The 25,505-nt window shown below is 62.9% G+C and carries 22 protein-coding genes; 2 read left to right on the forward strand and 20 right to left on the reverse strand.

The genetic code is table 11. The features are described 5' to 3' along the window. Positions 1 to 91: 91 nt before the first annotated feature. From kdpC to AABB87_RS21405, 8 genes are all read right to left on the reverse strand, one after another. Entirely contained in the window at positions 92 to 724 is a 633-nt protein-coding gene (gene kdpC / locus AABB87_RS21370) for a potassium-transporting ATPase subunit KdpC (protein ID WP_341973333.1), read from the reverse strand. 13 nt (positions 725 to 737) lie between these two features. After that, positions 738 to 2,849 (reverse strand): potassium-transporting ATPase subunit KdpB, encoded by a 2,112-nt coding sequence (kdpB, locus tag AABB87_RS21375; protein ID WP_341973334.1) that lies wholly within the window; start codon positions 2,847 to 2,849, stop codon positions 738 to 740. Between the two features lie 9 nt (positions 2,850 to 2,858). After that, on the reverse strand, positions 2,859 to 4,655 hold the full coding sequence (kdpA, locus tag AABB87_RS21380) for a potassium-transporting ATPase subunit KdpA (protein ID WP_341973335.1): 1,797 nt from the start codon (positions 4,653 to 4,655) through the stop codon (positions 2,859 to 2,861). A gap of 1 nt (position 4,656) precedes the next feature. Next, positions 4,657 to 4,746: a K(+)-transporting ATPase subunit F gene (gene kdpF, locus AABB87_RS21385; protein ID WP_082679719.1), complete on the reverse strand. Its 90-nt coding sequence runs from the start codon at positions 4,744 to 4,746 to the stop codon at positions 4,657 to 4,659. 279 nt (positions 4,747 to 5,025) lie between these two features. Beyond that, a complete protein-coding gene (locus AABB87_RS21390; RefSeq protein WP_445944898.1) occupies positions 5,026 to 6,036 on the reverse strand; it encodes a S49 family peptidase in 1,011 nt (336 codons plus the stop codon). 26 nt (positions 6,037 to 6,062) lie between these two features. Beyond that, positions 6,063 to 6,449: a Rieske (2Fe-2S) protein gene (locus AABB87_RS21395; RefSeq protein ID WP_341973337.1), complete on the reverse strand. Its 387-nt coding sequence runs from the start codon at positions 6,447 to 6,449 to the stop codon at positions 6,063 to 6,065. A gap of 107 nt (positions 6,450 to 6,556) precedes the next feature. Next, positions 6,557 to 7,216 (reverse strand): HAD family hydrolase, encoded by a 660-nt coding sequence (locus AABB87_RS21400; protein ID WP_341973338.1) that lies wholly within the window; start codon positions 7,214 to 7,216, stop codon positions 6,557 to 6,559. 4 nt (positions 7,217 to 7,220) lie between these two features. Next, positions 7,221 to 8,174: an RluA family pseudouridine synthase gene (locus AABB87_RS21405; protein WP_341973377.1), complete on the reverse strand. Its 954-nt coding sequence runs from the start codon at positions 8,172 to 8,174 to the stop codon at positions 7,221 to 7,223. A 978-nt stretch (positions 8,175 to 9,152) separates the two neighbouring features. Here AABB87_RS21405 and AABB87_RS21410 point away from each other — a divergent pair. Then, on the forward strand, positions 9,153 to 12,227 hold the full coding sequence (locus tag AABB87_RS21410) for an Rne/Rng family ribonuclease (RefSeq protein ID WP_341973339.1): 3,075 nt from the start codon (positions 9,153 to 9,155) through the stop codon (positions 12,225 to 12,227). 155 nt (positions 12,228 to 12,382) lie between these two features. Further along, entirely contained in the window at positions 12,383 to 13,948 is a 1,566-nt protein-coding gene (locus AABB87_RS21415) for a POT-type proton-dependent oligopeptide transporter (protein ID WP_341973340.1), read from the forward strand. A gap of 98 nt (positions 13,949 to 14,046) precedes the next feature. On the opposite strand, the gene nagZ is transcribed toward AABB87_RS21415, so the two are convergent. From nagZ to AABB87_RS21475, 12 genes are all read right to left on the reverse strand, one after another. Next, complete coding sequence (gene nagZ, locus AABB87_RS21420; protein ID WP_341973341.1) at positions 14,047 to 15,114, reverse strand: beta-N-acetylhexosaminidase; 1,068 nt, start codon at positions 15,112 to 15,114, stop codon at positions 14,047 to 14,049. Positions 15,115 to 15,125: 11 nt separating this feature from the next. Next, complete coding sequence (acpS, locus tag AABB87_RS21425; RefSeq protein ID WP_341973342.1) at positions 15,126 to 15,521, reverse strand: holo-ACP synthase; 396 nt, start codon at positions 15,519 to 15,521, stop codon at positions 15,126 to 15,128. After that, positions 15,518 to 16,072, reverse strand: a complete 555-nt coding sequence (locus AABB87_RS21430) for a GNAT family N-acetyltransferase (RefSeq protein WP_341973343.1) — start codon at positions 16,070 to 16,072, stop codon at positions 15,518 to 15,520. The genes acpS and AABB87_RS21430 overlap by 4 nt, the downstream gene beginning before the upstream one ends. 12 nt (positions 16,073 to 16,084) lie before the next feature. Further along, positions 16,085 to 16,882: a pyridoxine 5'-phosphate synthase gene (locus AABB87_RS21435; RefSeq protein WP_341973344.1), complete on the reverse strand. Its 798-nt coding sequence runs from the start codon at positions 16,880 to 16,882 to the stop codon at positions 16,085 to 16,087. Positions 16,883 to 16,907: 25 nt separating this feature from the next. Then, complete coding sequence (gene recO / locus AABB87_RS21440) at positions 16,908 to 17,687, reverse strand: DNA repair protein RecO (RefSeq protein WP_341973345.1); 780 nt, start codon at positions 17,685 to 17,687, stop codon at positions 16,908 to 16,910. Positions 17,688 to 17,721: 34 nt separating this feature from the next. Beyond that, positions 17,722 to 18,651 (reverse strand): GTPase Era, encoded by a 930-nt coding sequence (gene era / locus AABB87_RS21445; RefSeq protein ID WP_058718733.1) that lies wholly within the window; start codon positions 18,649 to 18,651, stop codon positions 17,722 to 17,724. Between the two features lie 25 nt (positions 18,652 to 18,676). Continuing rightward, on the reverse strand, positions 18,677 to 19,384 hold the full coding sequence (rnc, locus tag AABB87_RS21450) for a ribonuclease III (protein WP_341973346.1): 708 nt from the start codon (positions 19,382 to 19,384) through the stop codon (positions 18,677 to 18,679). Between the two features lie 77 nt (positions 19,385 to 19,461). Further along, the gene (locus AABB87_RS21455) at positions 19,462 to 19,848 is read right to left on the reverse strand and encodes a DUF4845 domain-containing protein (protein WP_058718731.1); all 387 of its coding nucleotides are present in this window, start codon (positions 19,846 to 19,848) and stop codon (positions 19,462 to 19,464) included. A 46-nt stretch (positions 19,849 to 19,894) separates the two neighbouring features. Further along, positions 19,895 to 20,860 carry a signal peptidase I gene (gene lepB / locus AABB87_RS21460; protein ID WP_341973379.1) on the reverse strand — a complete coding sequence of 322 codons (966 nt, stop codon included), beginning with the start codon at positions 20,858 to 20,860 and terminating at the stop codon, positions 19,895 to 19,897. 29 nt (positions 20,861 to 20,889) lie between these two features. Further along, the gene (gene lepA, locus AABB87_RS21465) at positions 20,890 to 22,698 is read right to left on the reverse strand and encodes a translation elongation factor 4 (RefSeq protein WP_341973347.1); all 1,809 of its coding nucleotides are present in this window, start codon (positions 22,696 to 22,698) and stop codon (positions 20,890 to 20,892) included. A 650-nt stretch (positions 22,699 to 23,348) separates the two neighbouring features. Continuing rightward, the gene (locus AABB87_RS21470; protein WP_445944899.1) at positions 23,349 to 24,830 is read right to left on the reverse strand and encodes a DegQ family serine endoprotease; all 1,482 of its coding nucleotides are present in this window, start codon (positions 24,828 to 24,830) and stop codon (positions 23,349 to 23,351) included. Between the two features lie 200 nt (positions 24,831 to 25,030). Further along, positions 25,031 to 25,477: a hypothetical protein gene (locus AABB87_RS21475; RefSeq protein ID WP_341973349.1), complete on the reverse strand. Its 447-nt coding sequence runs from the start codon at positions 25,475 to 25,477 to the stop codon at positions 25,031 to 25,033. Between the last annotated feature and the right edge of the window lie 28 nt (positions 25,478 to 25,505).

A 25,505-nucleotide genomic window follows, 5' to 3' on the forward strand; every position in this document is an offset into this window, starting at 1 on the left:
TTTCTTTCCTGAGAGCTTTTCCTCCGGTCTCATCGGGCGGCCCCGAGGCCTAGGCCCCCTGGCCGCCGAAAACGAGGCGCGCCGCTCAGGCTCAGCCGGCCGAGGCAGCGGAGGCAGCTGCGGGCGCAGCCGGCACAGCCTTGACCGCACGCGGTGCCGCAACATCCAGCGCCAGATTGAGCTTGAGCACATTGACGCGCGGCTCACCCAAGACGGCCAGATCACGCGCCACGGTGTTGGCGGCAATCAAGCGCTCCACTTCCTTGAGGGAAAGCTGCCGCTCGCGTGCCACACGGGACGCTTGGTAGCGGGCCGCGGCCATGGTGATTTCGGGGTCCAGGCCGCTGCCGGAGGCCGTCACCAAGTCAGCGGGAATGGGCTGCTTGTTGTCCGGGTCGGCGGCGCGCAAGGCCTCCACACGGCCCTTCACCGCATCTCCCAGAGCCGGATTGAGCGGGCCTTGGTTGCTGCCGGACGAGCCGGCGGCGTTTTGGCTCATCGGGCCCGTGGCCGAGGGGCGGCCCCAGAAATAGTCGGGCGAAGTGAAGTTCTGTCCGATCAGGGCCGAACCCACGACCTTGCCATCACGCTCAATCAAAGAGCCTTCGGCTTGCGCAGGGAACAAAGCCTTGGAAACGCTGGTGACCACCATGGGATAGAGCAGGCCGGTCACGGCACTTAGCAGCACAAAGCTGGCGACAGCGGGGCGCAAGAGATTTTTCATGATGAGGGAGTCCTTAAACCAAGTGGGCAGCGACCAAAATCAGGTCGATCACCTTGATGCCGATGAAGGGCACGATCAGCCCGCCCAGGCCATAGATCAGCAAATTGCGGCGCAGCAGCGAGGCCGCACCAATGGCGCGATAGGCCACGCCCTTCAACGCCAGCGGGATCAGGGCGATGATGATCAAAGCGTTGAAGACCACGGCCGACAGAATCGCCGAGCTAGGGCTGTGCAAGCCCATCACATTCAGCGCGCCCAGCTGCGGGTAGACGCCCACAAACATGGCCGGGATGATGGCGAAGTACTTGGCCACATCGTTGGCGATGGAGAAGGTGGTCAGCGAGCCACGGGTCATCAAAAGCTGCTTGCCGGTCTCGACGATCTCCAGCAGCTTGGTGGGGTTGGAGTCCAGGTCCACCATATTGCCGGCCTCTTTGGCGGCCTGCGTGCCGGTGTTCATGGCCACCGCCACATCGGCTTGCGCCAGGGCGGGCGCGTCATTGGTGCCGTCGCCAGTCATGGCGACCAGGCGGCCCTCGGCCTGGTAGTCGCGGATCAGCTTCAACTTGGCTTCGGGCGTGGCTTCGGCCAAGAAGTCGTCCACACCGGCTTCCGCAGCGATGGCGGCTGCGGTGAGCTTGTTGTCACCGGTGATCATCACCGTCTTGATGCCCATGCGGCGCAGTTCGGCGAAGCGCTCTTTGATGCCGCCCTTGACGATGTCTTTGAGCTCCACCACGCCCAGAACGCGATTGCCTTCGGCGACCACCAGCGGCGTACTGCCACGGCGCGCCACTTCGTCCACAGCGGCTTGCACTTCCTGAGCCACTTTGCCGCCCAGCAATTCCACATGACGGCGGATCGCATCGCCCGCACCCTTGCGGATGCTGCGGACGGGCGAGAGCACATCACCGAAATCCACCCCACTCATGCGCGTCTGGGCGGTGAAAGGCACGAAGTGGGCCTGCAGGGCGGAGAGCTCACGCTCGCGGATGCCATGCTTGGTTTTGGCCAGCACGACGATGCTGCGGCCTTCGGGTGTCTCGTCGGCCAGCGAGGCCAGCTGGGCCGCGTCGGCCAACTGGGCTTCAGTCACGCCGGGGGCGGGAATGAAGCTGCTGGCTTGGCGGTTGCCTAGGGTGATGGTTCCGGTTTTGTCCAGCATCAGCACGTCCACGTCGCCGGCGGCTTCCACCGCACGGCCGGAGGTGGCGATCACATTGGCCGCCATCATGCGACTCATGCCGGCCACGCCGATGGCTGACAACAGACCGCCGATGGTGGTGGGGATCAGGCAGACCAGCAAGGCAACCAGGGCGGTGATGGACACGACCGTGCCCGCGCCTGCGGCTTCCACGCTGAACATAGAGAACGGCAGCAAGGTCACCGTGACAACCAAGAACACCAAGGTCAGCGCCACCAGCAAAATCGTCAAGGCGATCTCATTAGGCGTCTTCTGGCGCTTGGCGCCTTCCACCATGGCGATCATGCGGTCCAGGAAGGACTCGCCGGGGTTGACACTCACCCGCACCACCAGCCAGTCGGACAGCACGCGGGTGCCGCCGGTGACGGAGGAAAAGTCGCCACCGGACTCGCGGATCACCGGGGCCGATTCACCGGTGATGGCGCTCTCGTCCACCGAGGCCACGCCCTCGATCACTTCGCCGTCCAGCGGGATCAGGTCGCCGGCTTCCACCAACACCACATGGCCTTTGCGCAGTTCGTCAGACTGAGCAGGTAACCATTTAGATCCATGCTTTGGCTGCTCCAACTTCTTGGCCCAAGTCTTGGTCTTGAGGCCACGCAACGAGGCAGCTTGGGCCTTGGAGCGGCCTTCGGCCAGGGCCTCGGCGAAGTTGGCGAACAGCACGGTGAACCACAGCCACAGCGCAATGCTGAGCATGAAGCCCGAGCCCTCGCTGCCGGCCACGGCTCGGTTGCTGAGGCTCCATACCCACAGCCCCGTGCACAGCAGGCTGCCGACGTAGACCACAAACATCACCGGGTTGCGCCACTGCGCACTGGGACTGAGTTTGACGAAGCTCTGTACCAGAGCGGGCTTGATCAGCGCCGGGTCCAGCAGAGACAAATGTTGTTCTTGCGTATTGCTAGTTTGCGTAGTCATGATCAGACCTCAGGCAGTCCACAGCATCAGATGCTCAACAATGGGACCCAAGGCAAGCGAGGGGACGTAGTTCAAGAGGCCGACCAGCAGCACCACACCGACAAGCAGGCCGACAAACAAGGGGCCATGCGTGGGCAAGGTGCCGGCACCCACCGGGATGCGCTTCTTGGCGCCCAAGCTGCCGGCAATGGCCAGCACCGGCACGATGACGCCGAAGCGCCCCAGCCACATGACGATGCCAAGCAAGGTGTTGTAGAAGGGCGTATTGGCCGACAGACCGGCGAAGGCCGAGCCGTTGTTATTGCCGGCCGAGGTCAGCGCATACAGAATTTCCGAGAAGCCATGGGCGCCGGGGTTGGCCACACCGGCCTTGCCGGCTGCCGCGACCACAGCGATCGCCGTGCCGATCAGCACCACCATGGGTGTGACCAAGATGGCGATGGACACCATCTTCATCTCATAGCTCTCGACCTTTTTGCCCAGGTATTCGGGCGTGCGGCCAATCATCAAGCCGGCAATGAAGACAGCCAGCATGGCGAAGATCAACATGCCGTAAAGGCCGGTGCCCACACCACCGAACACCACCTCGCCCAGCTGCATCATCACCAGCGGCACCATGCCGCCCAGCGGGGTCATGGAGTCATGCATGGCGTTGACCGCACCGCAGGAAGCGCCGGTGGTCACCACCACGAACAAAGAGGTGGCATTGATGCCGAAGCGGGTCTCCTTGCCTTCCATATTGCCGCCGGCCTGGGCTTCGCTCATCTGCTGGTCCACGCCCAGGGCATTCAGGCTGGGGTTGCCAGCTTGCTCCGCGCTGGTCGCTGCGATCACGCCGACGATGAACATCAAGCACATGGCGGCCAGAATCGTCACACCCTGGCGGCTATCACCCACCATCTGGCCGAAGCTGAAGCACAGCGCCGCCGGGATCAGGAAGATGGCCAATATCTGCGCCAGATTGGACAGCGGCGTGGGGTTCTCAAAAGGATGAGCCGAGTTGGCATTGAAGAAGCCGCCGCCGTTGGTACCCAGCAGCTTGATCGCTTCTTGAGAGGCGACCGGGCCCATGGCCAGCTGCTGCGTCGCGCTCGTCGCGTCTTCGGTCAAGACCTGACCCTTTTCGTCCTTCAGCGGCTGGCCATCGGCGCCCAGCTTGGGCGCTTGGTAGGCATTCAGCTCCAGCGTTGTCGCGTCCTTGTAGGCGTCAAAGTTCTGAATCACGCCCTGGCTAACAAAGAACAGCGCGAACAGCAGCGACAGCGGCAGCAAGATCCACAGCGTGATGCGGGTAAGGTCGGCCCAGAAGTTGCCGATGCTCTGGCTGCTCTTGGCCGCAAAGCCGCGGATCAGCGCGAACACCACGGCGATGCCGGTGGCAGCGGAGACGAAGTTCTGCACCGTCAGCGCCAGCATCTGGGTCAGATAGCTCATGGTGGACTCGCCGCCATAGCCCTGCCAGTTGGTGTTGGTGACAAAACTGATGGCGGTGTTGAAAGCCGAATCCGGCGTCACCGCGCCAAAGCCTTGCGGATTCAGCGGCAACACATCTTGAAAACGCTGCAAGCCATAGGCCGCCAGCACGCCAATGAAATTGAACAGCAGCAGGCCCAGGGCATAGCGCTTCCAGTGCATGCCCTCCTCGGCCTTGACGCCCGCCAGCTTGTAAAAGGCCGACTCGACGGCCTGCATCCAGCGCGGCAAGCGCCCTTGCGCCACGGCCGTCAGCCAGCGTGACAGCGGCCAGGCGGCTGCCAACAGCAAGCCCATGTACAGGGCCAAATTGATCCATCCCAAGGCGTTCATCTCAGAACTCCTCGGCACGCAGCAAGGCGTAGACCAGATAGACAAACAAGCCGGCTGCGGCCAGGCCACTCAAGAGGTAGAGCGCGCTCATGACTTGGCTCCCTCACCGTGGCGATCACCGAGGCGATCGCCCAAAACCGCCAGGCCCAACATCAGGGCAAAGAGCGCGGCGCTCACTGCCAAATAAATCCAATCCATTGCATGCTCACGAAATGTTGAGATGCAGGAAGCTTAAAAATCGGCGCCTCAGATTGCTGTAGAAGCTGGCCGGGCCGGTATCAAGATTTCATAAAGACCGCCTTAAAAAGACAAAAGGCCCGCCTCTTGCGAAGCGGGCCCTGGCAGGCGCGGAAAACTGAAGGGACTCAGCTCAATGCAGCGCAGGCAACTGGCGCACGGCCTTGACGGCGCCCTCACCCATGGCGGCGCCAAAGCGCTTGGCCAGGCGCTCGGCCACGTTGTCGCGCGGGGTGTAGTCCACCACCTCTTCGGCCTTGACGACCTCGCGGGCGACGAAGTCGAGGTTGCCGAAATGGTCGGCCAGGCCCAGCTTGACGGCTTGCTCACCGTTCCAGAACAGGCCCGAGAAGGTTTCAGGCGTCTCTTGCAGGCGCTTGCCGCGGCCCTCACGCACCACAGCGATGAACTGCTGGTGGATCTGGTCCAGCATGGCCTGGGCATAGGCTTGCTGTTTGGGGCTGACGGGCGCGAAGGGATCGAGCATGCCCTTGTTCTCGCCGGCCGTCATCAAACGACGCTCGACGCCCAGTTTGCCCATCAAACCGGTGAAGCCAAAACCGTCCATCAAGACGCCGATGGAGCCAACGATGGAAGCCTTGTCGACAAAAATTTCATCGGCACCGGCGGCGATGTAATAGGCGCCCGAAGCGCACATCTCTTCCACCACGGCATAGACCTTTTTGCCGTGCTTGGCCTTCAGGCGCTTGATCTCGTCGTAGACGATGCCGGCTTGCACCGGGCTGCCGCCGGGAGAGTTGATGCGCAGCACCACGGCTTGCGAACCCTGATCCTCAAACGCCGACTTCAGCGCCGCCACGATTTGCTCCGCGCTGGCTTCGCTGTCGGCCGCAATCTCACCCCGCACTTCCACCAAGGCGGTATGCGGCGCGCTATTGGCCGGCGAATGGTGATGCTGCTGCCAGAACAAGGCCCAGGCCAGGAACGCCAGCAAAGCCAGCCAGCACAGGCGGGTGAAGGTGCGCCAGCGGCGCTCGCTGCGCCGGTCTTGCAAGTAGTCTTTGGCGAACTGGGCCAGCATGGGCTCATAGCCGGCGAGCTTAGGCTCGGGCGGCGTCAGGCGGGGCTCAGGCGACACCAAGGGGTCCTGCATCGGAGGGGGTAAATCGTCGTTTGAACTCATGGCGGTGGCTGTATTTCTTTTCTCAATCAGTCTTCGAAAGCAGGCTTGGTGTCGCGGGAAGGATACCAATAGACGCGTCCCTCACGCTCCTGCACTTCAATCTTGGTCAGGCCGATGCGGCCGCACATGCCGCTGACGCAGCGGCCAGTCAGCGGGTCATACACCGCGCCGTGGATGGAGCACATGATGTACTGCTTGTCGCGGTCGAGGAATTCGCCCTCTTGCCAATCCATCTCGGTGGGCACATGGGCGCAGCGGTTCAGATAGGCCACCACCTGGCCGTCAAAGCGCAGCGCAAAGGCGCGCGCCGGCTCGCGGTACTGCAGCACGTCAAAACCATGGGCCTTGCCACGCTCTTGCAGGTCTTCGGAGGCGCACAGAGGCAGGCCAGGCGTTTGTTGTTCTTCTTGCATATTCTCAGAAATCACGGTCGTTCACTGGCGGCCGATTGAAACCTACCCCCGCCTTACCGCCAACGCGGTCTCCCATTGGCTTGTGCTGGGCGCAAGGGCGCGCGGCATCAAGCATTACGAAGCAACCACTCATGCAGATCGGGCACAGAATGAGCCACATGCCGAGGATTGAGGTCGGCAAAGGTTTCGTAATCATGGGCGCCGTAGCTCACGCCCACGCTGGCGGCGCCGGCATTGAGGGCCATTTGCAGATCATGGGTGGTGTCCCCAATCATCAAGGTGCGCTCGGGTTCCACGCCGAACTCGCGCATCAATTCCAGCAACATGGTCGGGTCGGGCTTGCCGGCGGTCTCATCCGCAGTGCGGCTGCCGTCGAACATGCCTTTGAGCTCAACCGCGTGCAAGGCTTCATCCAGGCCGCGGCGGCTTTTGCCGGTGGCCACGGTCAGCCAGTGATGGCGCGCCTTCAGCGCCGCCAGCATCTCCAGCGTGCCTTGGAACAAAACCACCTCATGCTGAGCCGCAAAGTAGTGATGGCGGTAACGCTGGCCCAACTCGGGGTAGCGCTCGCGCGCCAAACCCGGCACCGCATGCGCCAAGGCCTCGGCCAAGCCCATGCCGATGACATAGCTGGCGGCCTCGTCGCTGGGCCGTGGTTCACCCACGTCGACGGCGGCCGCCTGGATGCTGCGGGTGATCAGGGCGGTGGAGTCAAAAAGGGTGCCATCCCAGTCGAAGGCGATCAGATCAAATTGCTGCGGGCGCATGAGGTTATTGAGAGCTAAGGCTTAAGTCGGCAACCAGCTTGGCACATTCGGGCGGCAGAGGCGCCAGCAACTCAATCTCGGCATTGCTGCCGGGATGGATAAAACGCAGGCGTTTGGCATGCAAGAACATGCGATCGAAACGCAGCGCGCCGCGCGCGATGGCCCGGTTGGCTTCAAAGTCACCGTATTTGGGGTCGCCCACGATGGAATGGCCGGCATGCGCCAAATGCACACGAATCTGGTGGGTGCGGCCAGTCTTGATGGTCACGTCCAGCAAGCTGGCGCCCTGCAGCCGTTCGGCCACCTTGACCAAGCTGATCGAGCGCTTGGCTTGGTCGGCCTGCGGGTCGTGCGAGTTTTCCACCGCCCTGACCCAGCGCTCACCATCGCTGCCGGTGAACTTGAGCAAGGCCACGTCGATGACTTTCTTGTTCTCGGCCCAGTCGCCCCAGACCAGGGCGGCGTAGGTCTTGCCCGTTTCACGCTCGCGGAACTGTTCTTGCAAGGCCACCAGAGCGCTGCGCTTTTTAGCGATCAGCAGCAAGCCTGAAGTTTCCTTGTCCAGGCGGTGCACCAATTCCAGGAACTTGGCCTCGGGCCGCGCCTGGCGCAGTTGCTCAATCACGCCAAAGCTGACACCCGAGCCGCCGTGGACGGCCACGCCCGCGGGCTTGTTGACAGCCAGCAGATGATCGTCTTCAAACAAGACGGGGAATTCGCGCGCCGGCACAAACTCGCGCGGCGCCTCGACCCGCTCGGGCAGGCGCACGGGCGGTATGCGCACATCATCACCCAACTCCAACCGCGTGTCGGCCTGAGCGCGGCCCTTGTTGACCCGCACCTCGCCGGCCCGGATGACGCGGTAGACATGGGTCTTGGGCACGCCCTTGAGTTCGCGAAGCAAGAAGTTATCCAAGCGCTGCCCGGCCGAGCCTTCGTCGATCACCACATGCCGCACGACCGGAGAAGGTGCGGGCACGGGCGCCGCTGTGGGCTTTGCCGCAGCCTTTGCGGCTGGCGCTCGCGCCGGAACCGGCGCAGCAGCAGCAGCGGGACGCGCGGCGCGGGCGCCCTGCGGACGTACTGAAGTTGGTGCCCGCTCACTGCGCTTGGCCGCCTGGCCGGGGAAAACTACCGCAGGTTTGCCAGGCTTTGTGCGGGTTTTTGCGGCGGAAGGCGCTTTGGCTTTCGCCCTTATAATGTTGCTCACCACGTAACCGCCGTAAGTATTTGATTTTTCTGATTTTACCCGCCGCGGGGTATCGCCCGGCGACGACGGCAAAGGCAGATGCAAACGGTGAGCAGGTGGTAGCCGGGGTGAACGATGGGTTTGCCTGGGCAAGAAAAAATAGGCGATGCAACGCACGGCTCTTGGCAAAGGGCCCTGTCCCCAAGTGACAGGGCGGTTGCCGGGGTTGCGCGGCAGAGCGATGTAGAACGAACCACACCGGGCAGCTTCGCTTGTGAAGCTGCCAGGTATAGACAAGGTATTCAAAAGGCATGAGGCTGGTGGATCCATGATCCCTACTGCCCTCGTGTCTGCTGCCCCCAGTCCTCGCTGATGTTTCCCTTCACTCCCCTCATCACCCCCCACCGCACCTGTGTGCAGCCCCGGCCAGACGCCGGCGAGGCTGCGACACGCGGCCGTGGCCGGGCCGTGTTGCGTTCCGGGCCTTTCTGGGCCCCCGCAGCACGTTCATGGGAGCGGGCAGCAGCGCCGCCTGACGAGCCGCACGCGCCAACGCTGACCACCTGATTCGTCGTCGAACCACTGTTCGATAGCGCATCCACGGTCAGTCCAGGGCGATTCCTTCCTCGGTTCCTCCACATTGCCCGTGCATCTGGTGTTGCCGCCAGGGTTTTTGAGCCCGGCGGTGACGTGATGCTGCGTGCCATCTCGACTTCAATCACGAGTGGCGCGCGAGGAGTGATGTCAATGAAACGCATGCTGATCAATGCGACGCAGCCGGAAGAGCGGCGCCTCGCAATCGTTGATGGCCAAAAGCTGCTGGACTTCGAGACCGAAATCGAAGGCCGCGAACAGCGCAAAGGCAATATCTACAAAGCCGTCGTGACCCGCGTCGAGCCTTCGCTCGAAGCCTGTTTCGTCGACTACGGCGAAGACCGCCACGGCTTCCTGCCCTTCAAGGAAATCGCCCGCCAATACTTCCGCGAAGGCGTGGACGTGCGCACCGCACGCGTGCAAGACGCGATCAAGGAAGGCCAGGAACTGCTGGTCCAGGTCGAAAAAGAAGAGCGTGGCAACAAGGGCGCAGCCCTGACCACCTTCGTCTCGCTGGCCGGCCGCTATCTGGTGCTGATGCCTAACAACCCCCGCGGTGGTGGCGTATCGCGCCGCATCGAGGGCGAAGACCGTGAAGAGCTGAAGGAAAACCTCGACCAGCTCGAGTACCCCAAGGGCATGAGCTTGATCGCTCGCACCGCAGGCATCGGCCGCTCCGCCGCCGAACTGCAGTGGGACTTGAACTACATGCTCAAGCTCTGGACCGCCATCGACGATGCGGCCAAGGGCGGCAAGGGTGCCTACCTGATCTATCAGGAATCCAGCCTGGTGATCCGCGCGATCCGTGACTACTTCACCGCCGATGTCGGTGAAATCCTGATCGACACCGACGACCTGTTCGAACAGGCGCACCAATTCATGAACCACGTGATGCCCGATCAAGGCCATCGCGTGAAGCGCTATCGCGACGACGCGCCGCTGTTCAGCCGTTTCCAGATCGAACACCAGATCGAAACCGCCTTCAGCCGCACGGTCAACCTGCCCTCGGGCGGTGCCATCGTGATCGACCACACCGAAGCCCTGGTTTCGGTGGACGTCAACTCGGCCCGCGCCACCCGTGGCGGCGACATCGAGGAAACCGCCACCCGCACCAATCTGGAAGCCGCCGACGAAATCGCGCGCCAGATGCGTCTGCGCGACCTAGGCGGCCTGATCGTGGTCGACTTCATCGACATGGAAGAGTCGAAGAACCGCCGCGAAGTCGAGCAACGCCTGCGCGACGCGCTGCGCCAAGACCGCGCCCGCGTGCAGTTCGCTTCCATCAGCAAGTTCGGCTTGCTGGAGCTGAGCCGCCAGCGCCTGCGCCCTTCTTTGAGCGAAGGCAATCACATCACCTGCCCGCGTTGCAACGGCACCGGCCACATCCGCGACACCGAGTCCTCGGCGCTGCAGATCCTGCGCATGGTTCAGGAAGAGTCCATGAAGGACAACACCGCCGCCGTGCACGTGCAAGTGCCGGTGGAAGTGACTTCTTTCCTGCTGAATGAAAAGCGCACCGAGATCACCAAGATCGAGTTGAAGCAGCGCGTCACCGTGCTGCTGGTGCCCAATAAGCATCTGGAAACGCCCAACTACAAGCTGGAGCGCCTGCGCCACGACGACCCCCGTCTGGAAAACCTGCAAGCCAGCTACACCATGATCGAAGAGCAGCAAGACGAGGTGGGCATCACCCGTCGCAGCGACTCGGACAAGGGCCGCAGCAAGCAAGAGCCGGTGATCAAGGGCATCCTGCCCGAGTTGCCCGCCCCCATGCCGACGCCGGCAGCCCCCAAGGCCGCACCTGCTGCAGCAGCAGCAGCCGCTGCACCGGTGGCCGCACCCGCCGCTGGCGGTGGCTTCTTCGGCTGGATCAAGAACCTGTTCGGCGCCCCCGCACCGGCCCCGGTGGAAGCACCGGCCACGCCCGCCAAGCCCGCCAATGGCGAGCGCAGCAAGCGCGAAGGTGGCCGTGATGGCGCCCGCGAAGGCCGTGGTGGACGCGAGGGTCGTGAAGGTCGCGAAGGCCGTGGCCGTAACGGCGAGCGCACTGAGCGTGGCGGCGACCGCAACGCCAAGCGTGAAGGCAGCCGTGGTGACGCCAACAAGCCGCAAGAAGCACGCGGTGAGCGTCCGGAAGGCCAGCAGCGCCCCGAGCGCGCTGAACGTGGCGAGCGTGGTGACCGTGGTGGTGACCGCAACGGCCGCCGTGGCGAGCGCAACGAGCGCGGCAATGAAGCCAAGCCCGAAGGCCTGAACGCCAATAGCGAGCAGCAGCAACAGCAGCGCCCCGAGCGCGGCAACAACGAGCGTGGCGAGGCCGGTGGCCGCCGCCCGCGCGGTGAGCGTCCGCCGCGTGCCGAGCGCAGCGAAGAGCAAATCGCCGCTGCCAACCTGGCCAGCCAGTCGGGTCAAGAGCCGAACGCCTTCGTTGACAGCCAGGCACCTGCCTTCGGCAACGATGGCATTGCCAACGCTGACAGCGAAGCCAGCAGCGAAGAGCGTCAAGGCCGTGGCCGCCGCCGTCGTCGCAACGGTGGTGCCCGTGAAGATGGCCGCCCTGTCGAGGCTGGTGATGCTGGTGCCGATACGCAGCCCGCAGCTGTCGAAGGCGAGGCTAACGCCACCGCCGAAGGTAGCAACGAGGCCGGCGACGAGTCGCAACAGCAGCAAGCCGCTAACGGTGAAAACCGTGGTCGTGGCCGCAACCGTGGCCGTGAACGTGGTCCCCGCGCCGAGCGTGGTGAGCGCAACGGCAACGGCGAGGCCGGCGAGCAAGTCGCCATGGCAACCGAAGCTGCCGAGCAAGCGCCTGCCGCACTGAGCGCCCAGGTCGAGCCGGTGCAAGCCGCCCCCGCAGCCGCTAGCGCAGCAGTTGCTGAGCCGGTGGCAGCTGCCGCTGAAGTGGCAGTGGCTGCGGTTGCAGCGCCCGCCCCAGTAGCAGCACCCGCAGCACCTGCAGCAGCGCCTGTCGCAGCCGCAGCGCCGCAAGTCCCGGCCTTCAAGCTGGCGATTGACGAGCTGCAAGCGGTGGCCGCGGCCAGCGGTCTGCAATGGGTCAACTCGGATGCCGACAAGATCCGCGCCGTGCAAGAAGCCATCGCCGCCGAACCCAAGCCGGTCCACGTGCCCCGCGAGCCTAAGCCCGTGGTGAGCATCGAAGAAGGCCCGCTGGTCTTGGTCGAGACCCGCAAGGATCTGGGCCAGGTCAAGCTGCCCTTCGAGGTTTAAAGGCTCAAAGCTTTTGACTGAACGCTGAGGGCCACACCTGGCCCCAGCCCCAACGCCGCCCGGCTCAACAGCTCGGGCGGCGTTTCTCATTCGGGCCAAGCCAGCAGCCCACCCACAGCTGAACTTGGCCGCCCTGTACGACACGCCACCCCACCATGAACACCACATCCATCCAGGCAGCAGCGGCACCCAAGATGCCGCCGCAAATCCCCTACATCATCGGCAACGAAGGATGCGAGCGCTTCAGCTTCTACGGCATGCGCAACATCCTCACCATGTTCCTGATGACCAGCTTGCTGCTGTCCATCCCCGAGGAATTGCGCAAGGGCGAGGCCAAAGATGTCTTTCACACCTTTGTGATCGGCGTCTACTTCTTCCCCTTGCTGGGCGGCTGGTTGGCCGACCGTTTTTTCGGCAAGTACAACACCATCCTTTGGCTCAGCCTGGTGTACTGCGCCGGCCACGCCTGCTTGGCGATTTTTGAAAACAATCTGCGCGGCTTCTACTTTGGCCTCTTCCTGATCGCCCTGGGCTCGGGCGGCATCAAGCCGCTGATCAGCTCATTCGTCGGCGACCAGTTCGACAAAAGCAATCGCAGCCTGGCGCAGAAGGTATTCGACGGTTTCTACTGGATCATCAACTTCGGCAGCTTCTTCGCTTCGCTGCTGATGCCCATCTTCTTGGCCGAGTTTGGCCCCAGCGTGGCCTTCGGCATTCCGGGCGTGTTCATGTTCATCGCCACGCTGATCTTCTGGTCGGGCCGCAAGAAGTATGTACATGTGGCACCCACTGCAGGCAAAGACCCCAATAGCTTCCTCAAGGTGGTGCGCACCGCCCTGCTCACGACTAAGCCCGGCGCCGGCCGCCCTGGCCTGCTGCTGGCCCTCAGCGGCGTGGCCCTGGCCATTGCCAGCCTGTGCTTCTACAAAGAAATCGGCATCGTGCCCGCCCTGTGCTCGGCCCTGGTGCTGATCATGGGTTTTGGTGGCGCCGGCGCCTGGGCGCAGCTGGACCGCGCCAGCACCAAGCATGGCGAACCCGCCGTGGCGGCCGTGCGCACCGTGCTGCGCCTGCTGGTGCTGTTCGCCCTGGTCACGCCCTTCTGGTCGCTGTTTGACCAAAAGGCCTCCACCTGGGTGCTGCAGGCAGACCAGATGGCCAAGCCCGAATGGTTCAAGTCCTCGATGATGCAAGCGCTCAACCCCTTGCTGGTGATGCTGCTGATTCCTTTCAACAACATGGTGCTGTACCCGCTGCTGCGCCGCATGGGCTTGCAGATCACTGCCTTGCGCCGCATGGCTGCCGGCATTGCTTTCTCCAGCATCGCCTTCTTGGTGGTGGGTGGCTTCCAGCTCTGGCTAGACGACGGCCACCGCGTCACCATCCTCTGGCAGATCCTGCCCTATGCCTTGCTGACCTTTGGCGAGGTGCTGGTCTCGGCCACCGGCCTGGAATTCGCCTACAGCCAGGCGCCGCTGGCCATGAAGGGCGTGATCACCAGCTTCTGGAACCTCTCGGTCACGGTCGGCAATCTGTGGGTGCTGCTGGCCAACTCCAGCGTCAAGGGCGCGGCAGTCACCAGCTATATCCAGAGCACCGGCACCAGCGTCACCGCCTTCCAGATGTTCTTCTTCGCCGGCTTTGCTTTGCTGGCTGCCCTGCTGTTTGGCCTCTATGCGCGCGGCTATGAGATGCAGGAGAACTACCGCAGTGCGACATGATGACGAGCGGCGCAGCTGAGGCAGGAGCGCGATCGCAAGGCAGGCCAGTCAATGGCCTGCGCTTGATTTCCTGCAGCTAGCAGCGCCGACGACACAACTCAGGCTAGGCGTTCGACCGCAGCCAGATAGCGCGCATTGCGCATCAGCTCATCCCAGGTCAGCGGCACGGTCTGCGGCAGCAGATCCAGGCGGCGTGATTCGCTGTCGGGCTCAGGGGTCCAGCGCCCATCGCGCTGGGCGGCATCCAGGCCCGCTAGCAACTCATCAATCGCCGCGCCGCCATCCACCGCCGACTGATTGCACAGCAGCACCAGGTCGCAGCCGGCCTGCAAAGCCGCCAAGGCCGCCTCGGTGTCGCCGATGGCGCGGCCTTCCAGCACGCGGGCGCCGGCCATGCCGAGGTCGTCGCTGAAGATGGCGCCGCCGAAGCCCAGCTTCTCACGCAAGATCTCTTGCAGCCAGCGGGCGCTGAAGCCGGCCGGGCGGCTGTCCACTTTCGGGTAGATCACATGCGCGGGCATCACGGCCGACAAGCTCAGGCTCAGCCACTCGAAGGGCTTTGCGTCTGCGGCCAAGATGGCCTTGAGGCTGCGCTTGTCCACCGGCACCGCCACATGGCTGTCAGCCTTGACGAAGCCATGGCCGGGGAAATGTTTGCCGCAGCTGCTCATGCCCGCCAGCAGCAGGCCTTGCATCAGGCTCTTGGCCAAGACGCTGACGACGCGCGGGTCGCTGTGGAAGGCGCGCTCACCAATCACGCTGGTGTTACCGATATCCAAATCCAGCACCGGGGTGAAGCTGAAATCAACGCCGCAGGCGCGCAGCTCGGCGGCCAGCACAAAACCGCTGGCCGTGGCGGCCTCGGTGGCGCGCATGGCGTCTTCCATCCACAACTCACCCAGCGCGCGCATGGCAGGCAGATGGGTAAAGCCATCGGTGCGGAAACGCTGCACGCGCCCGCCTTCGTGGTCCACCGCAATCAGGATGTCGGGGCGAATGGCCTTGATGCTGGAAGTCAGCGCCACCAATTGGGCGCGGCTCTCGAAATTGCGCGCAAACAGGATCAGGCCGCCGACCAAGGGGTGGCTCAGGCGCTTGGCCTCGGCCGCGCTCAGGCTCAGGCCTGCAACGTCGAGGACGACGGGGGCGTGGTGTTTGTCTTGCATATGCTGCTTCCCTACTCTTTGCTTTCGACCACCACAAAGGCGGCCGCATATTCGGTTTCGTCCGTCACGCTGACGTGAGCCTTCAGGCCCTTGGCTTCGAACCAGAGCGCTAACTCCCCATGCAAGCGGATTTCCGGCTTGCCGCTGGCGGCCTTGACGATCTCGCAATCGCGCCAATTCATGGGGCTGCGCATGCCCATACCAATGGCCTTGGAAAAAGCCTCTTTGGCGGAAAAGCGGGTGGCCAGATAGCTGATGCCGCGGGCGGCTACGCGCTCACTGCGTTCGCGGAATACCACCAGCTCATGCGGGCCCAGCACCTTTTCAGCAAAGCGCTCGCCGCGCCGGGCCAGGGTTTCGCGGATGCGGCGGATGTCGCAGATATCGGTGCCTATGCCGTAGATCATCGGTACTGCTCCTGCTCATGGCCTGACTCATCGCCTGTTTCCAAGGCAGGCCAACCCAGCACCTCGTTGCGGTGGCGCTGGCCATCGAGTTCAAACCAGGTCTCGCCCCAGAACTGCGCGCCCTCGCGGCGATAAAAGCGCAAGGCGCCCTCATTGCCTTCCCAGGCGCTCAGCCACAGCGCTCGCTGCGGCCATTGCTGGCGCACCTGCCGCAGCAAGCGCACGCCGAGGCCTCGGCCAACACAAGGCGGCGCGATGTAGAGCCGGTGCAGTTCCACCGCTTGCTCAACGCCCGCAGGCAGCAACGCAGGGCATTCGGCGCCAGCATCCAGCTGAGCCCAGCCTTGCAGCATCTCGCCGTCTTGCAGCAGCCAATGCGGGCTGAGGTCGATGGCGCGGCGCAGCGCCTGCTCATCGAATTCGCGCCGCAGATAGCCGGCAAAGGCCTCGCTGACGCCGTCGCTGGCGTAGCTGTCGAGCCAGACCCAGCGGGCCAAGGCCGCGATGCGGGCCGCGTCATCCGGGCGGGCTAGGCGCAGTTCAAGTGCCATGCGGCGCCTCCATTAAAGCGGCTGGTAGGCGCGCTGGATGCAGCGCTGGTATTCGCGCACGGTCTCGGTATAGCCCAGCTCCAGCGCATCAGCGATCAAGGCATGGCCGATGGAGACCTCTTGCACGCCGGGCACGGCACGCAAGAAGGCCGTGAGGTTGTCGCGATTCAAATCATGACCGGCATTCACGCCCAGGCCCACAGCCAGCGCAGCCTCGGCCGTGCGAGTGAAGCCCGCCAGCACTTCGGCTTCGCGCTCGGTACCAAAGGCACTGGCAAAGGTCTCGGTGTAAAGCTCGACCCGATCCGCTCCCAGCGCGGCCACAAAAGCCATGGCTTCGGGCTGCGGGTCCATGAACAAGCTCACGCGCACGCCCAAGGCTTTGGCCTCGGCCACCAAGGGCCGCAAGCGCTCCAGATCGGCAGGGAATTGCCAGCCGTGGTCGGAGGTGAACTGGTCTTCGCTATCGGGCACAAAAGTGACTTGATGGGGGCGCAGCTGACGCACAAAGTCCATCAGATTCTGGGTCGGGTTGCCCTCGATGTTGTACTCGGCCTGCGGCCAATCCCGGCTCAGCAAATCAGCGAGTTCATGCACATCGTTCGTGCGCACATGGCGGGCATCAGGGCGCGGGTGCACGGTGATGCCTTGCGCGCCGGCCAGCAAGCAGGCCTGGGCCGCCCGCAGCACGCTGGGAATGCCCAGATGCCGGGTGTTGCGCAGCAAGGCCACTTTGTTGACATTGACCGACAAGGCGCAGCGGCCAGCCGATGACGCATGGGAAGACTCAGGGGCGACCAAGGGGTTCATGGCTCTCTCTCAAAACGGCACAAAACTATTCGATGAGTTTTTGCACGTCCAGCATCACCTGCCGGGTGCGCAAAGGCTTTTGGCCCAGATGATAGTGAAGCAAAGCGCGCAGGGCCGAGCGCAGGGCCAGCAAGCAGCTGGCACAAGCGTGCTGCAAGGCCGCCATGCTGCCATGCAGAAGCGCCGCCTGCAGATGCACCAGGCTGCTTGCAGCAAAGCCCGCCGCATCGCCCGCATGCGGCAGCACACCGCCATCGGGCGTGAGCATGTAGAGGCGCTCGGGCGACAAAGGCGCTTGAGTGATGGTGGACAAGCTCAGGTCCGGCAGCAGCCCCAGCTCCTGCAGCAAGCGCAACTCAAAAGCGCGCAATGCCGTTTGCGAGGCCGCATCGTCATTGGCATGCAGCTCGGGAAGGGTCTGCGCGTAGGCGTCGAACAACTGGGGGTGCGGGTCTTGCCGGGCCAGCAGCTTAAGCAAAAGCTCGTTCAGGTAGTAGCCCGAGAACAGCGCGGCGCCAACCGGCAAGGTAGCGCCGCCCACCCATTCCGCGCCACGCAAGGTGACAACCTCAGCGGGAGAGCCATCGGCCGACTTGCCCGGTTTGGAGAGCGTGACCTGGATGCGCTGAAATGGCAGCAACACGGCGCGCAGCTGCGAGTAAGGGCGCTTGGCGCCTTTGGCCACCACGGCCAGGCGGCCCTGCTCGCGGGTGAAAAGGTCCAGCACCAGGCTGGTTTCGCTCCAGTCGTACTGGTGCAAAACAAAGGCCTGCTGGACCGCAGGCGGGCGCGCAGCGCGGACCATCAGGCCTGAATTGGGAACAAGGTGGGTCGAGGGCTTATTCGTAGCCGTAGCTGCGCAGATGCTCTTCGCTATCGGCCCAGCCGGAGCGCACTTTGACCCATAACTCCAAGAACACGCGGCCATCCATCAGATGCTCAAGCTCTTGGCGTGCTTCGGAGCCGATGCGCTTGAGGCGCTCACCGCCCTGGCCGATGATCATGCCCTTGTGGGCATCGCGCTCCACCACGATGGAGGCGGAGATGCGGCGCAGCTCGCCCTCGTCCTCCCATTTGTCGATCACGACGGTGGAGGTGTAGGGCAGCTCATCGCCGGTCAGGCGGAAGAGCTTTTCGCGAATGATTTCGCTGGCCAGGAACTTCTCGGAGCGATCGGTCAGCGCGTCTTCCTCGTAGAACCAGCCCTGCTCGGGCAGGTAAGGTTTGAGGATCTTGAACAGGCGCGCGACGTCGGCCTCCTTCTTGGCGGAGAGCGGCACGAACTCGCTGAAGTTGCGACGCTCTTGCATGCTCTTGAGCCAGGGCGCGAGCTCAGCGCGGCGCTGCACGGCGTCGAGCTTGTTGGCGATCAGGACCACCGGCTTGTCCTCGGGCAGCAGGGACAGCACCTTGGCATCATCCAAGCCGAAGCGGCCAGCTTCCACCACATAGAGCACCAGATCCACATCGCCCAACACGCCGTGCACCGTGCGGTTGAGGTTGCGGTTCAGAGCGGCGTTGTACTTCATCTGGAAGCCAGGCGTGTCCACGAACACGAACTGGGCCTCGTCCACCGTGCGCACGCCGGTGATGCGGTGGCGCGTGGTTTGCGCCTTGTCCGAGGTGATGCTGACCTTCTGCCCCACCAAGGCATTGAGCAAGGTGGATTTACCCACGTTCGGGCGGCCAACGATGGCGATCAGGCCACAGCGTTGGGGCAGGCCTTCGCCCTCAGGGGTAGAAGGAGTCGGCAATGTATTTTCGGTCATGGGGTAACAGCGGTTCGGCTGCTCATTAATCGCGCAGGCCGGAGCCTGGCTTGTCGCGCAAGATCAATTCGTCCAGCATACGACGGGCGGCATCTTGTTCGGCCACGCGGCGCGAGCGGCCCTCGCCTTTTTTACTCAGGCTCAAGGGCGGCACTGCGCACTCGACCTCAAAGGTCTGGGCATGGGCCTGGCCGCGGGTTTCGGTGATGGTGTAAATCGGCACCGCCAAGCGGCGTGCCTGCAGCCATTCTTGCAAGGCGGTCTTGGCGTCTTTGCCAAACTGCTCGCCACTGCTGGCTTGGGTAATCACATCGGCCAGCAGCTTGCGCACCAGCTCCAAGGCCGGGGCATAGCCACCGTCGACAAAAGTGGCGCCAATCAAGGCCTCCACCGCATCGGCCAAGATCGAGGCGCGCTGCGCGCCACCGCCCTTGGCTTCACCTTCGGACAGGCGCACCACCTGCGGCAGTTCCAGCGTCAAAGCCAGCTTGTGCAAGCTTTCCTCGCGCACCATGTGCGCGCGGATGCGGGTCAGATCGCCCTCGTCCGAGCCAGCAAAACGCTCGTACAGCAGGCTGGACACGGCCAGACTCAGCACCGCATCCCCTAAGAACTCGAGGCGCTCGTTATGGTCGGCGCCAAAGCTGCGATGCGTCAGCGCGCGGGTCAGCAGCTCAGGCTTGCTGAAGCGGTAACCCAGGCGTTGCTGAAGGGAGGCGAGCTGCGGAGTCATGACGGGAAAAGGCAATGGGCGTTGAACGAATGGGCAGTTGCGCGGGATGAAAGCTTGAACAGGAGCCTCAGCAATTCTTAACGCGACTTGCCCTCGTACTTGATCAACAGGTACACCGGGCCGGCGACGGGGATTTGCTTGTCGTAGGCGAAGCTGATCTGCACCTTGTCATTTTCCTTGCTGACTTGCAAGTCTTGCGAGGTGATGCTGACGATGGAATATTCGATTTGCTGGGCGCGGTCAAATTCGGCGCGCACAACCGGCACCGTGGCCGGGTTCTCTGCGGCGATGCGGTTGACGACGCGTTGCACGGTATAGAACTCCAGCACGGTCGGAAACACGCGGACCGCGACCAAGCCGCCAAAAGCAATCACCACCGCCCAGAACAACAAGCCAAACAAGCTGACGCCCCGCTGCCCGGACAGCGATGACTTGCGTGCTGCGAAGGGTCGCGATGCCGGCATGGTGAGAATCCTTTTCTGTTCTTGAAGTGAGTGTGCCAAAAGCTTATCAGTTGAAGGCGCCGATGCGCCCCAAATTGCCGAAGTTCATCCAGACAAAGAAGGCGCGGCCGACGATGTTCTCGTCCGGCACAAAGCCCCAGAAGCGCGAGTCACGCGAGTTGTCGCGGTTGTCGCCCAGCATGTAGTAATAACCGGCGGGCACTTTGCAGGTCACGCCTTCGGGGCTGTACTTGCAATTGTCTTGGAAGGGGAATGCGGTGTCCGGGCGGAACAACGGATGGCGCTGCGTGTCCACCAACATCTTGTGCGCCTTCTCACCCAGCTTCTCTTCGAACAAGGGGCGATAGGACATCGAGCTTTCGTCGTAGAAATCACCCTGCGGCTGCACCGCGGTGGGCTGGCCGTTGATGTAGAGCTTCTGGTTCAGATAGCTCACCTCGTCGCCAGGCACAGCGGCCACGCGCTTGATGAAATCGATGCTGGGGTCGGGCGGGAAGCGGAACACCATCACGTCGCCACGCTTGACCTCGTTGTTGTCGATGATCTTTTTGTTGATCACCGGCAGGCGCACGCCGTAGTGGAACTTGTTCACCAGGATCAGGTCGCCCACCAGCAGGGTCGGCACCATGGAGCCGGAAGGAATCTTGAAGGGCTCGAACAAGAAGGAGCGCAGCAAGAAAACGATCAAGATGACCGGGAACAAACCAGCTGTCCAGTCCATCCACCAGGGTTGCTGCAGGATTTGCTGACGAGCGCCTTCCACATCACCATCAACCCGCGCAATGCCCTGAGCAGCCAGATTTTGGCGGCGCTTGGCATCGTTTTCCAGCAAGTCGGCGGCGGCCTTGGCGCGTGCGGGCGCGAAGTGGAAGCGCTCCGCCAGCCAATAGGCCGAGGTGACCATCGTCAGGATGAAGAGCAGGAGCGAGAAGTTGCCACTCCAGTAGCCGCTGTACCAGCCGCCCAGGTAAGCCGCGAGGACGGCGTAGAGAATTCCGGTCAGAGCACTCATCATCAGTTCTTCGTCTTCTCTTTTTTGAATTAATCGTCCACTTGCAGAATGGCCAGGAAGGCTTCCTGCGGCACCTCGACGGAGCCCACCTGCTTCATGCGCTTCTTACCGGCTTTCTGCTTCTCGAGCAGCTTGCGCTTACGCGACACGTCACCGCCGTAGCATTTTGCCAGCACGTTTTTACGCAAGGCCTTGATGTTCTCGCGGGCGATGATGTTGGAGCCGATGGCGGCCTGAATCACCACGTCATACATCTGGCGCGGGATGTGCTCGCGCATCTTGGCGGCCACGCCGCGGCCACGGAACTGGCTCTGCTGGCGGTGCACGATCAGGGACAGCGCATCGACGCGGTCGCCGTTGATCAAGATGTCGACCTTGACCACATCGGACGCGCGGTACTCCTTGAACTCATAGTCCATCGAGGCATAGCCGCGCGAGACGCTCTTGAGCTTGTCAAAGAAGTCCAGCACGATTTCGGCCAGCGGCATCTCATAGGTCAGCATGACCTGACGGCCGTGATAGGCCATATTGATCTGGTTGCCGCGCTTCTGATTGGCCAGTGTCATCACCGGGCCGACATAGTCTTGCGGCATGTAGAGATGCACGGTCACGATGGGCTCGCGGATCTCTTGCATCAGCCCCAGGTCGGGCATCTTCGAGGGGTTCTCGACCTCGATCACCGTGCCGTCATTCAGCAGCACTTCGTAGACCACGCTGGGCGCGGTGGTGATCAGGTCTTGATCGAACTCGCGCTCCAGGCGCTCTTGAACGATCTCCATATGCAGCAGGCCGAGGAAGCCGCAGCGGAAGCCGAAGCCCAGCGCCTGCGACACCTCGGGCTCGTAGCGCAGCGAAGAGTCATTGAGCTTGAGCTTTTCCAGCGCGTCGCGCAGCTGGTCGTACTCGCTGGCTTCGGTCGGATACAAACCGGCGAAGACCTGCGGCTGAATTTCCTTGAAGCCGGGCAGCGCCTCTTCGGCCGGGCCCAGATTGTTCGGCAGCTTCTTTTCCAGCGTGATGGTGTCGCCGACCTTGGCGGCCTGCAACTCTTTGATGCCGGCAATGATGAAGCCCACCTCACCGGCAGTGAGCTGCTCGCGCTTCTCGGACTTAGGCGCGAACACACCCAGATGCTCGGCCGGATAGACGGCGTCAGACGCCATCATGCGAATGCGCTCACCGCGCTTCAAGGTGCCATCCACCACGCGCACCAGCATCACCACGCCCACATAGGCGTCGTACCAGCTGTCGATGATCATGGCGCGCAGGGGCGCTTCGACCACACCCTGAGGTGGCGGCATGCGCGCAATCACTGCTTCGATGATTTCATCGATGCCCATGCCGGTCTTGGCGCTGCAAGGAATCGCATCGGTCGCATCAATGCCGATCACATCTTCGATCTCGGCCTTGGCGTTGTCGGGGTCTGCGCTGGGCAGGTCCATCTTGTTCAAGACCGGCACCACTTCCACGCCCAGATCCAGCGCGGTGTAGCAGTTGGCAACGGTCTGCGCTTCCACGCCCTGGCTGGCATCGACCACCAGCAACGCGCCCTCGCAAGCCGACAGTGAGCGGCTGACTTCATAAGAGAAGTCGACGTGTCCGGGCGTGTCGATCAGGTTGAGGTTGTAGGTCTTGCCATCCTTGGCCGTGTACTGCAGCGAAGCAGTCTGGGCCTTGATGGTGATGCCGCGTTCACGCTCGATGTCCATCGAGTCCAGCACCTGCGCTTCCATCTCGCGGTCCGAGAGCCCGCCGCAACGTTGAATGATGCGATCCGCCAGCGTGCTTTTGCCGTGGTCGATGTGGGCGATGATGGAGAAATTACGGATGTGGTTCATGTTGTTCTTAAATGCGCTGTGCCGAAAGACACAACGGCGAAGCCGTTGCAGCGCAAGCTCAAATCGCGTAGCGATGTGAAGGCGCGACGCGCCGTGCTGAAGCTAAAAAAAAGGCACGTCGAAACGGTGACGCGCCTTCCAACAAAACGTATGGCAACTGCTTGTTGGGCTTCCATTGTAGCGAAAAGCCTAGACCTGGAAACCGCGGCAAGGCTGGAATCAAGGTCGTTGCGGCCCGCCAACATCGAAGTTATCAACAGCTTATCAACAAAGCATCAGCAGTCTACTGATGAGCTAGCGATAACTACGAGAAAGCAACAAGAGCCGGGGCTCAAGGTGTTGCGCCCTCGCCAATAGACTCGCATTTATGTTGTCTACGATCCACAAACACTGCTGCCAAGGCCTTGATTCTAGCCGACGGCGACAAGAATGCCGATTTTGATCGGCCGACGCACCGTCAAGCAGCACTGGTTTTGTCCGCTGACGCCAGTTTTTGCACAAAGTTCAAACCAGGCTTGGCAGTCAAAGCTAGGGTCAAATTTTCACAATAAGAAAAGACCCGCTAGCCAGGTCCACCATTCGCCGCCAAGTTTGGGTGCGCGGGCCCAATCAAGCCCGCGCCCATCCTCACTCACTTAGCCGGCGCAGCCTCAGCGCGCGGGACGCAGCAAGACAAAGCTCACCACATCATCACGCCGCACCACCAGGTTGATGACCTTGGCCTTCTCTAGCTTGGCCAACTGCGCCTGGAATTGCTTGACGCTGCTGACTTCCACGTTGTCGACCGACAGCACCAAGTCACCTTCACGCAAACCAGCGCGCGCGGCCACACCGGTGGCGGCATCGATGCGCACACCGGAGCGCAGCTTCAGCTCTTTCTTCTGCGCCTCCGGCACTTCGGAGATTTGCAGGCCCAGGGCCGTGACGGAACTCGGTGAGGACTTGCCCTCGGGCTCGGTGGTGGCACGCGCTTGTTTGTCGCTGGGCATCTCGGCGATGACGATGCTCAAGTCTTTGTAAGCGCCCCGACGGAAGACCTGCACCGTGGCCTTGGCGCCAGGCTTGAGCGCAGCCACCACGCGGCGCAGATCGCTCGCCTTCTCAATCGTCTTGCCGTCGAATTTGGTGATCACGTCACCACCCTCGATGCCCGCCTTATCGGCCGCTCCGCCCGCCGTCACGCTGCGGATCACCGCACCGGTGGGCTTGCCCAGGCCGATCGATTCGGCCACTTCCTTGCTCAGATCATCCGGCGCCACGCCGATGAAGCCGCGCACCACCTTGCCGCTGCTGCGCAGCTGATCGGACACGCGAATGGCCTCATCGATCGGAATGGCAAAGGAGATGCCCATGAAGCCGCCCGACTGGCTGTAGATCTGCGAGTTGATGCCAACCACCTCGCCGCGCATATTCAGCAAGGGGCCGCCGGAGTTGCCGGGGTTGATGGCCACATCGGTTTGAATAAAGGGCAGGAAGTCGCCGGTGTCACGCGCCTTGGCACTGACGATGCCGGCGGTGACGCTGTTGTCGAAGCCGAAGGGCGAGCCGATGGCCATCACCCACTCACCGACCTTCAAGCGCCCCACATCACCGATCTTCACGGCCGGCAAGCCGCTGGCCTCAATCTTCAACACCGCCACATCGGTGCGCACATCGCTGCCGATGAGCTTGGCCTTGAACTCACGCTTGTCGGTCAGGGTGACGAAGATCTCGTCCGCGCCATTCACTACATGGGCGTTGGTCATCACATAACCATCATTGCTCAGCACAAAGCCAGAGCCGATGCCGCGGCGCTGCGGCGCATCGTCCTCGCCACCACCTCGCGGTGCACCGCGGCGCTGGCCCGGCACCGGCAGGCCGAAGCGGCGCAGGAACTCCTGCATCTGCTCGTCCATCTCCGGCATGCCGGCGGCTTGCTTGGCGCGCTCCGAGGTGCGGATATTGACGACGGCCGGGCCGACCTTCTCCACCAACTCGGTGAAGTCCGGCAAGCCCTGCGGCTGCGCGAATACCGGCGCCGGGCTGAGCGCCAAGCTGAGGGACAGCACCGAGGCCGACAAGAGCACACGCGACATGCCGGTCAGGCGAGTCATCGGCGATGTGCCGGAACGAGTTGCGGACAAAGCAGGCATAGAACTCATCTTCATCATCATTTGCTCAAGGACTCTCAAGAAAGGATTCGGTTAAACCAAGTCGGCAGTTTGGGGGCTAGCGAGCTAGATTCAAGCGCAGTTTACGTACTGCAACATAGTGCCAACTGATGTTCGCACGGATGGTCAGGTGCAGCAAAAGTCATAGCCCCATGCGACTGCCGGGCATTGACCCAATCCCCTCAATGGGGTGGCCGGGCGGAAAACAGCGTGGCCCGCAACGGGCCCCACATCACCCCTTGCTTCGCTGCGCTGAGCGGCAGGTACAGGTCGGGCCGAAACCAGGGCGATGTCGGCTCACGCAGGCGCAGCAGCAGCCAGCGATCGAGGTCTATCGCCACCGCCACTCGCACGTCCTGATGCGCCTCCTCATCCAGGCTTTGCGACAAGCGCCAGCACTGCCCGTCCCACTGCAAGCGCCGCGCTCTCACGCGCGCCGCGCGCCAAGCCAAGGCCGCCGCCAGCGGCAGCAACGCCATCAAAGGCCAAGCCTGGGGCAGATGCTGCATAACAGCCAGCACAAAGCAAATCGCCGCCAGGCAAGCCAGGGCGGCGATTAAGGCCTGCAGCCGGGGCTGCGGCAGGATGTCCACCCGCAAGGGTGGCGCATGTCGGTGGCCGGCGCTCATGGCAACGGCGCTTGCCTAGCTGGACAAA

The organism is Roseateles sp. PN1 (assembly GCF_038419725.1).
Classification (GTDB): domain Bacteria; phylum Pseudomonadota; class Gammaproteobacteria; order Burkholderiales; family Burkholderiaceae_C; genus Paucibacter_A.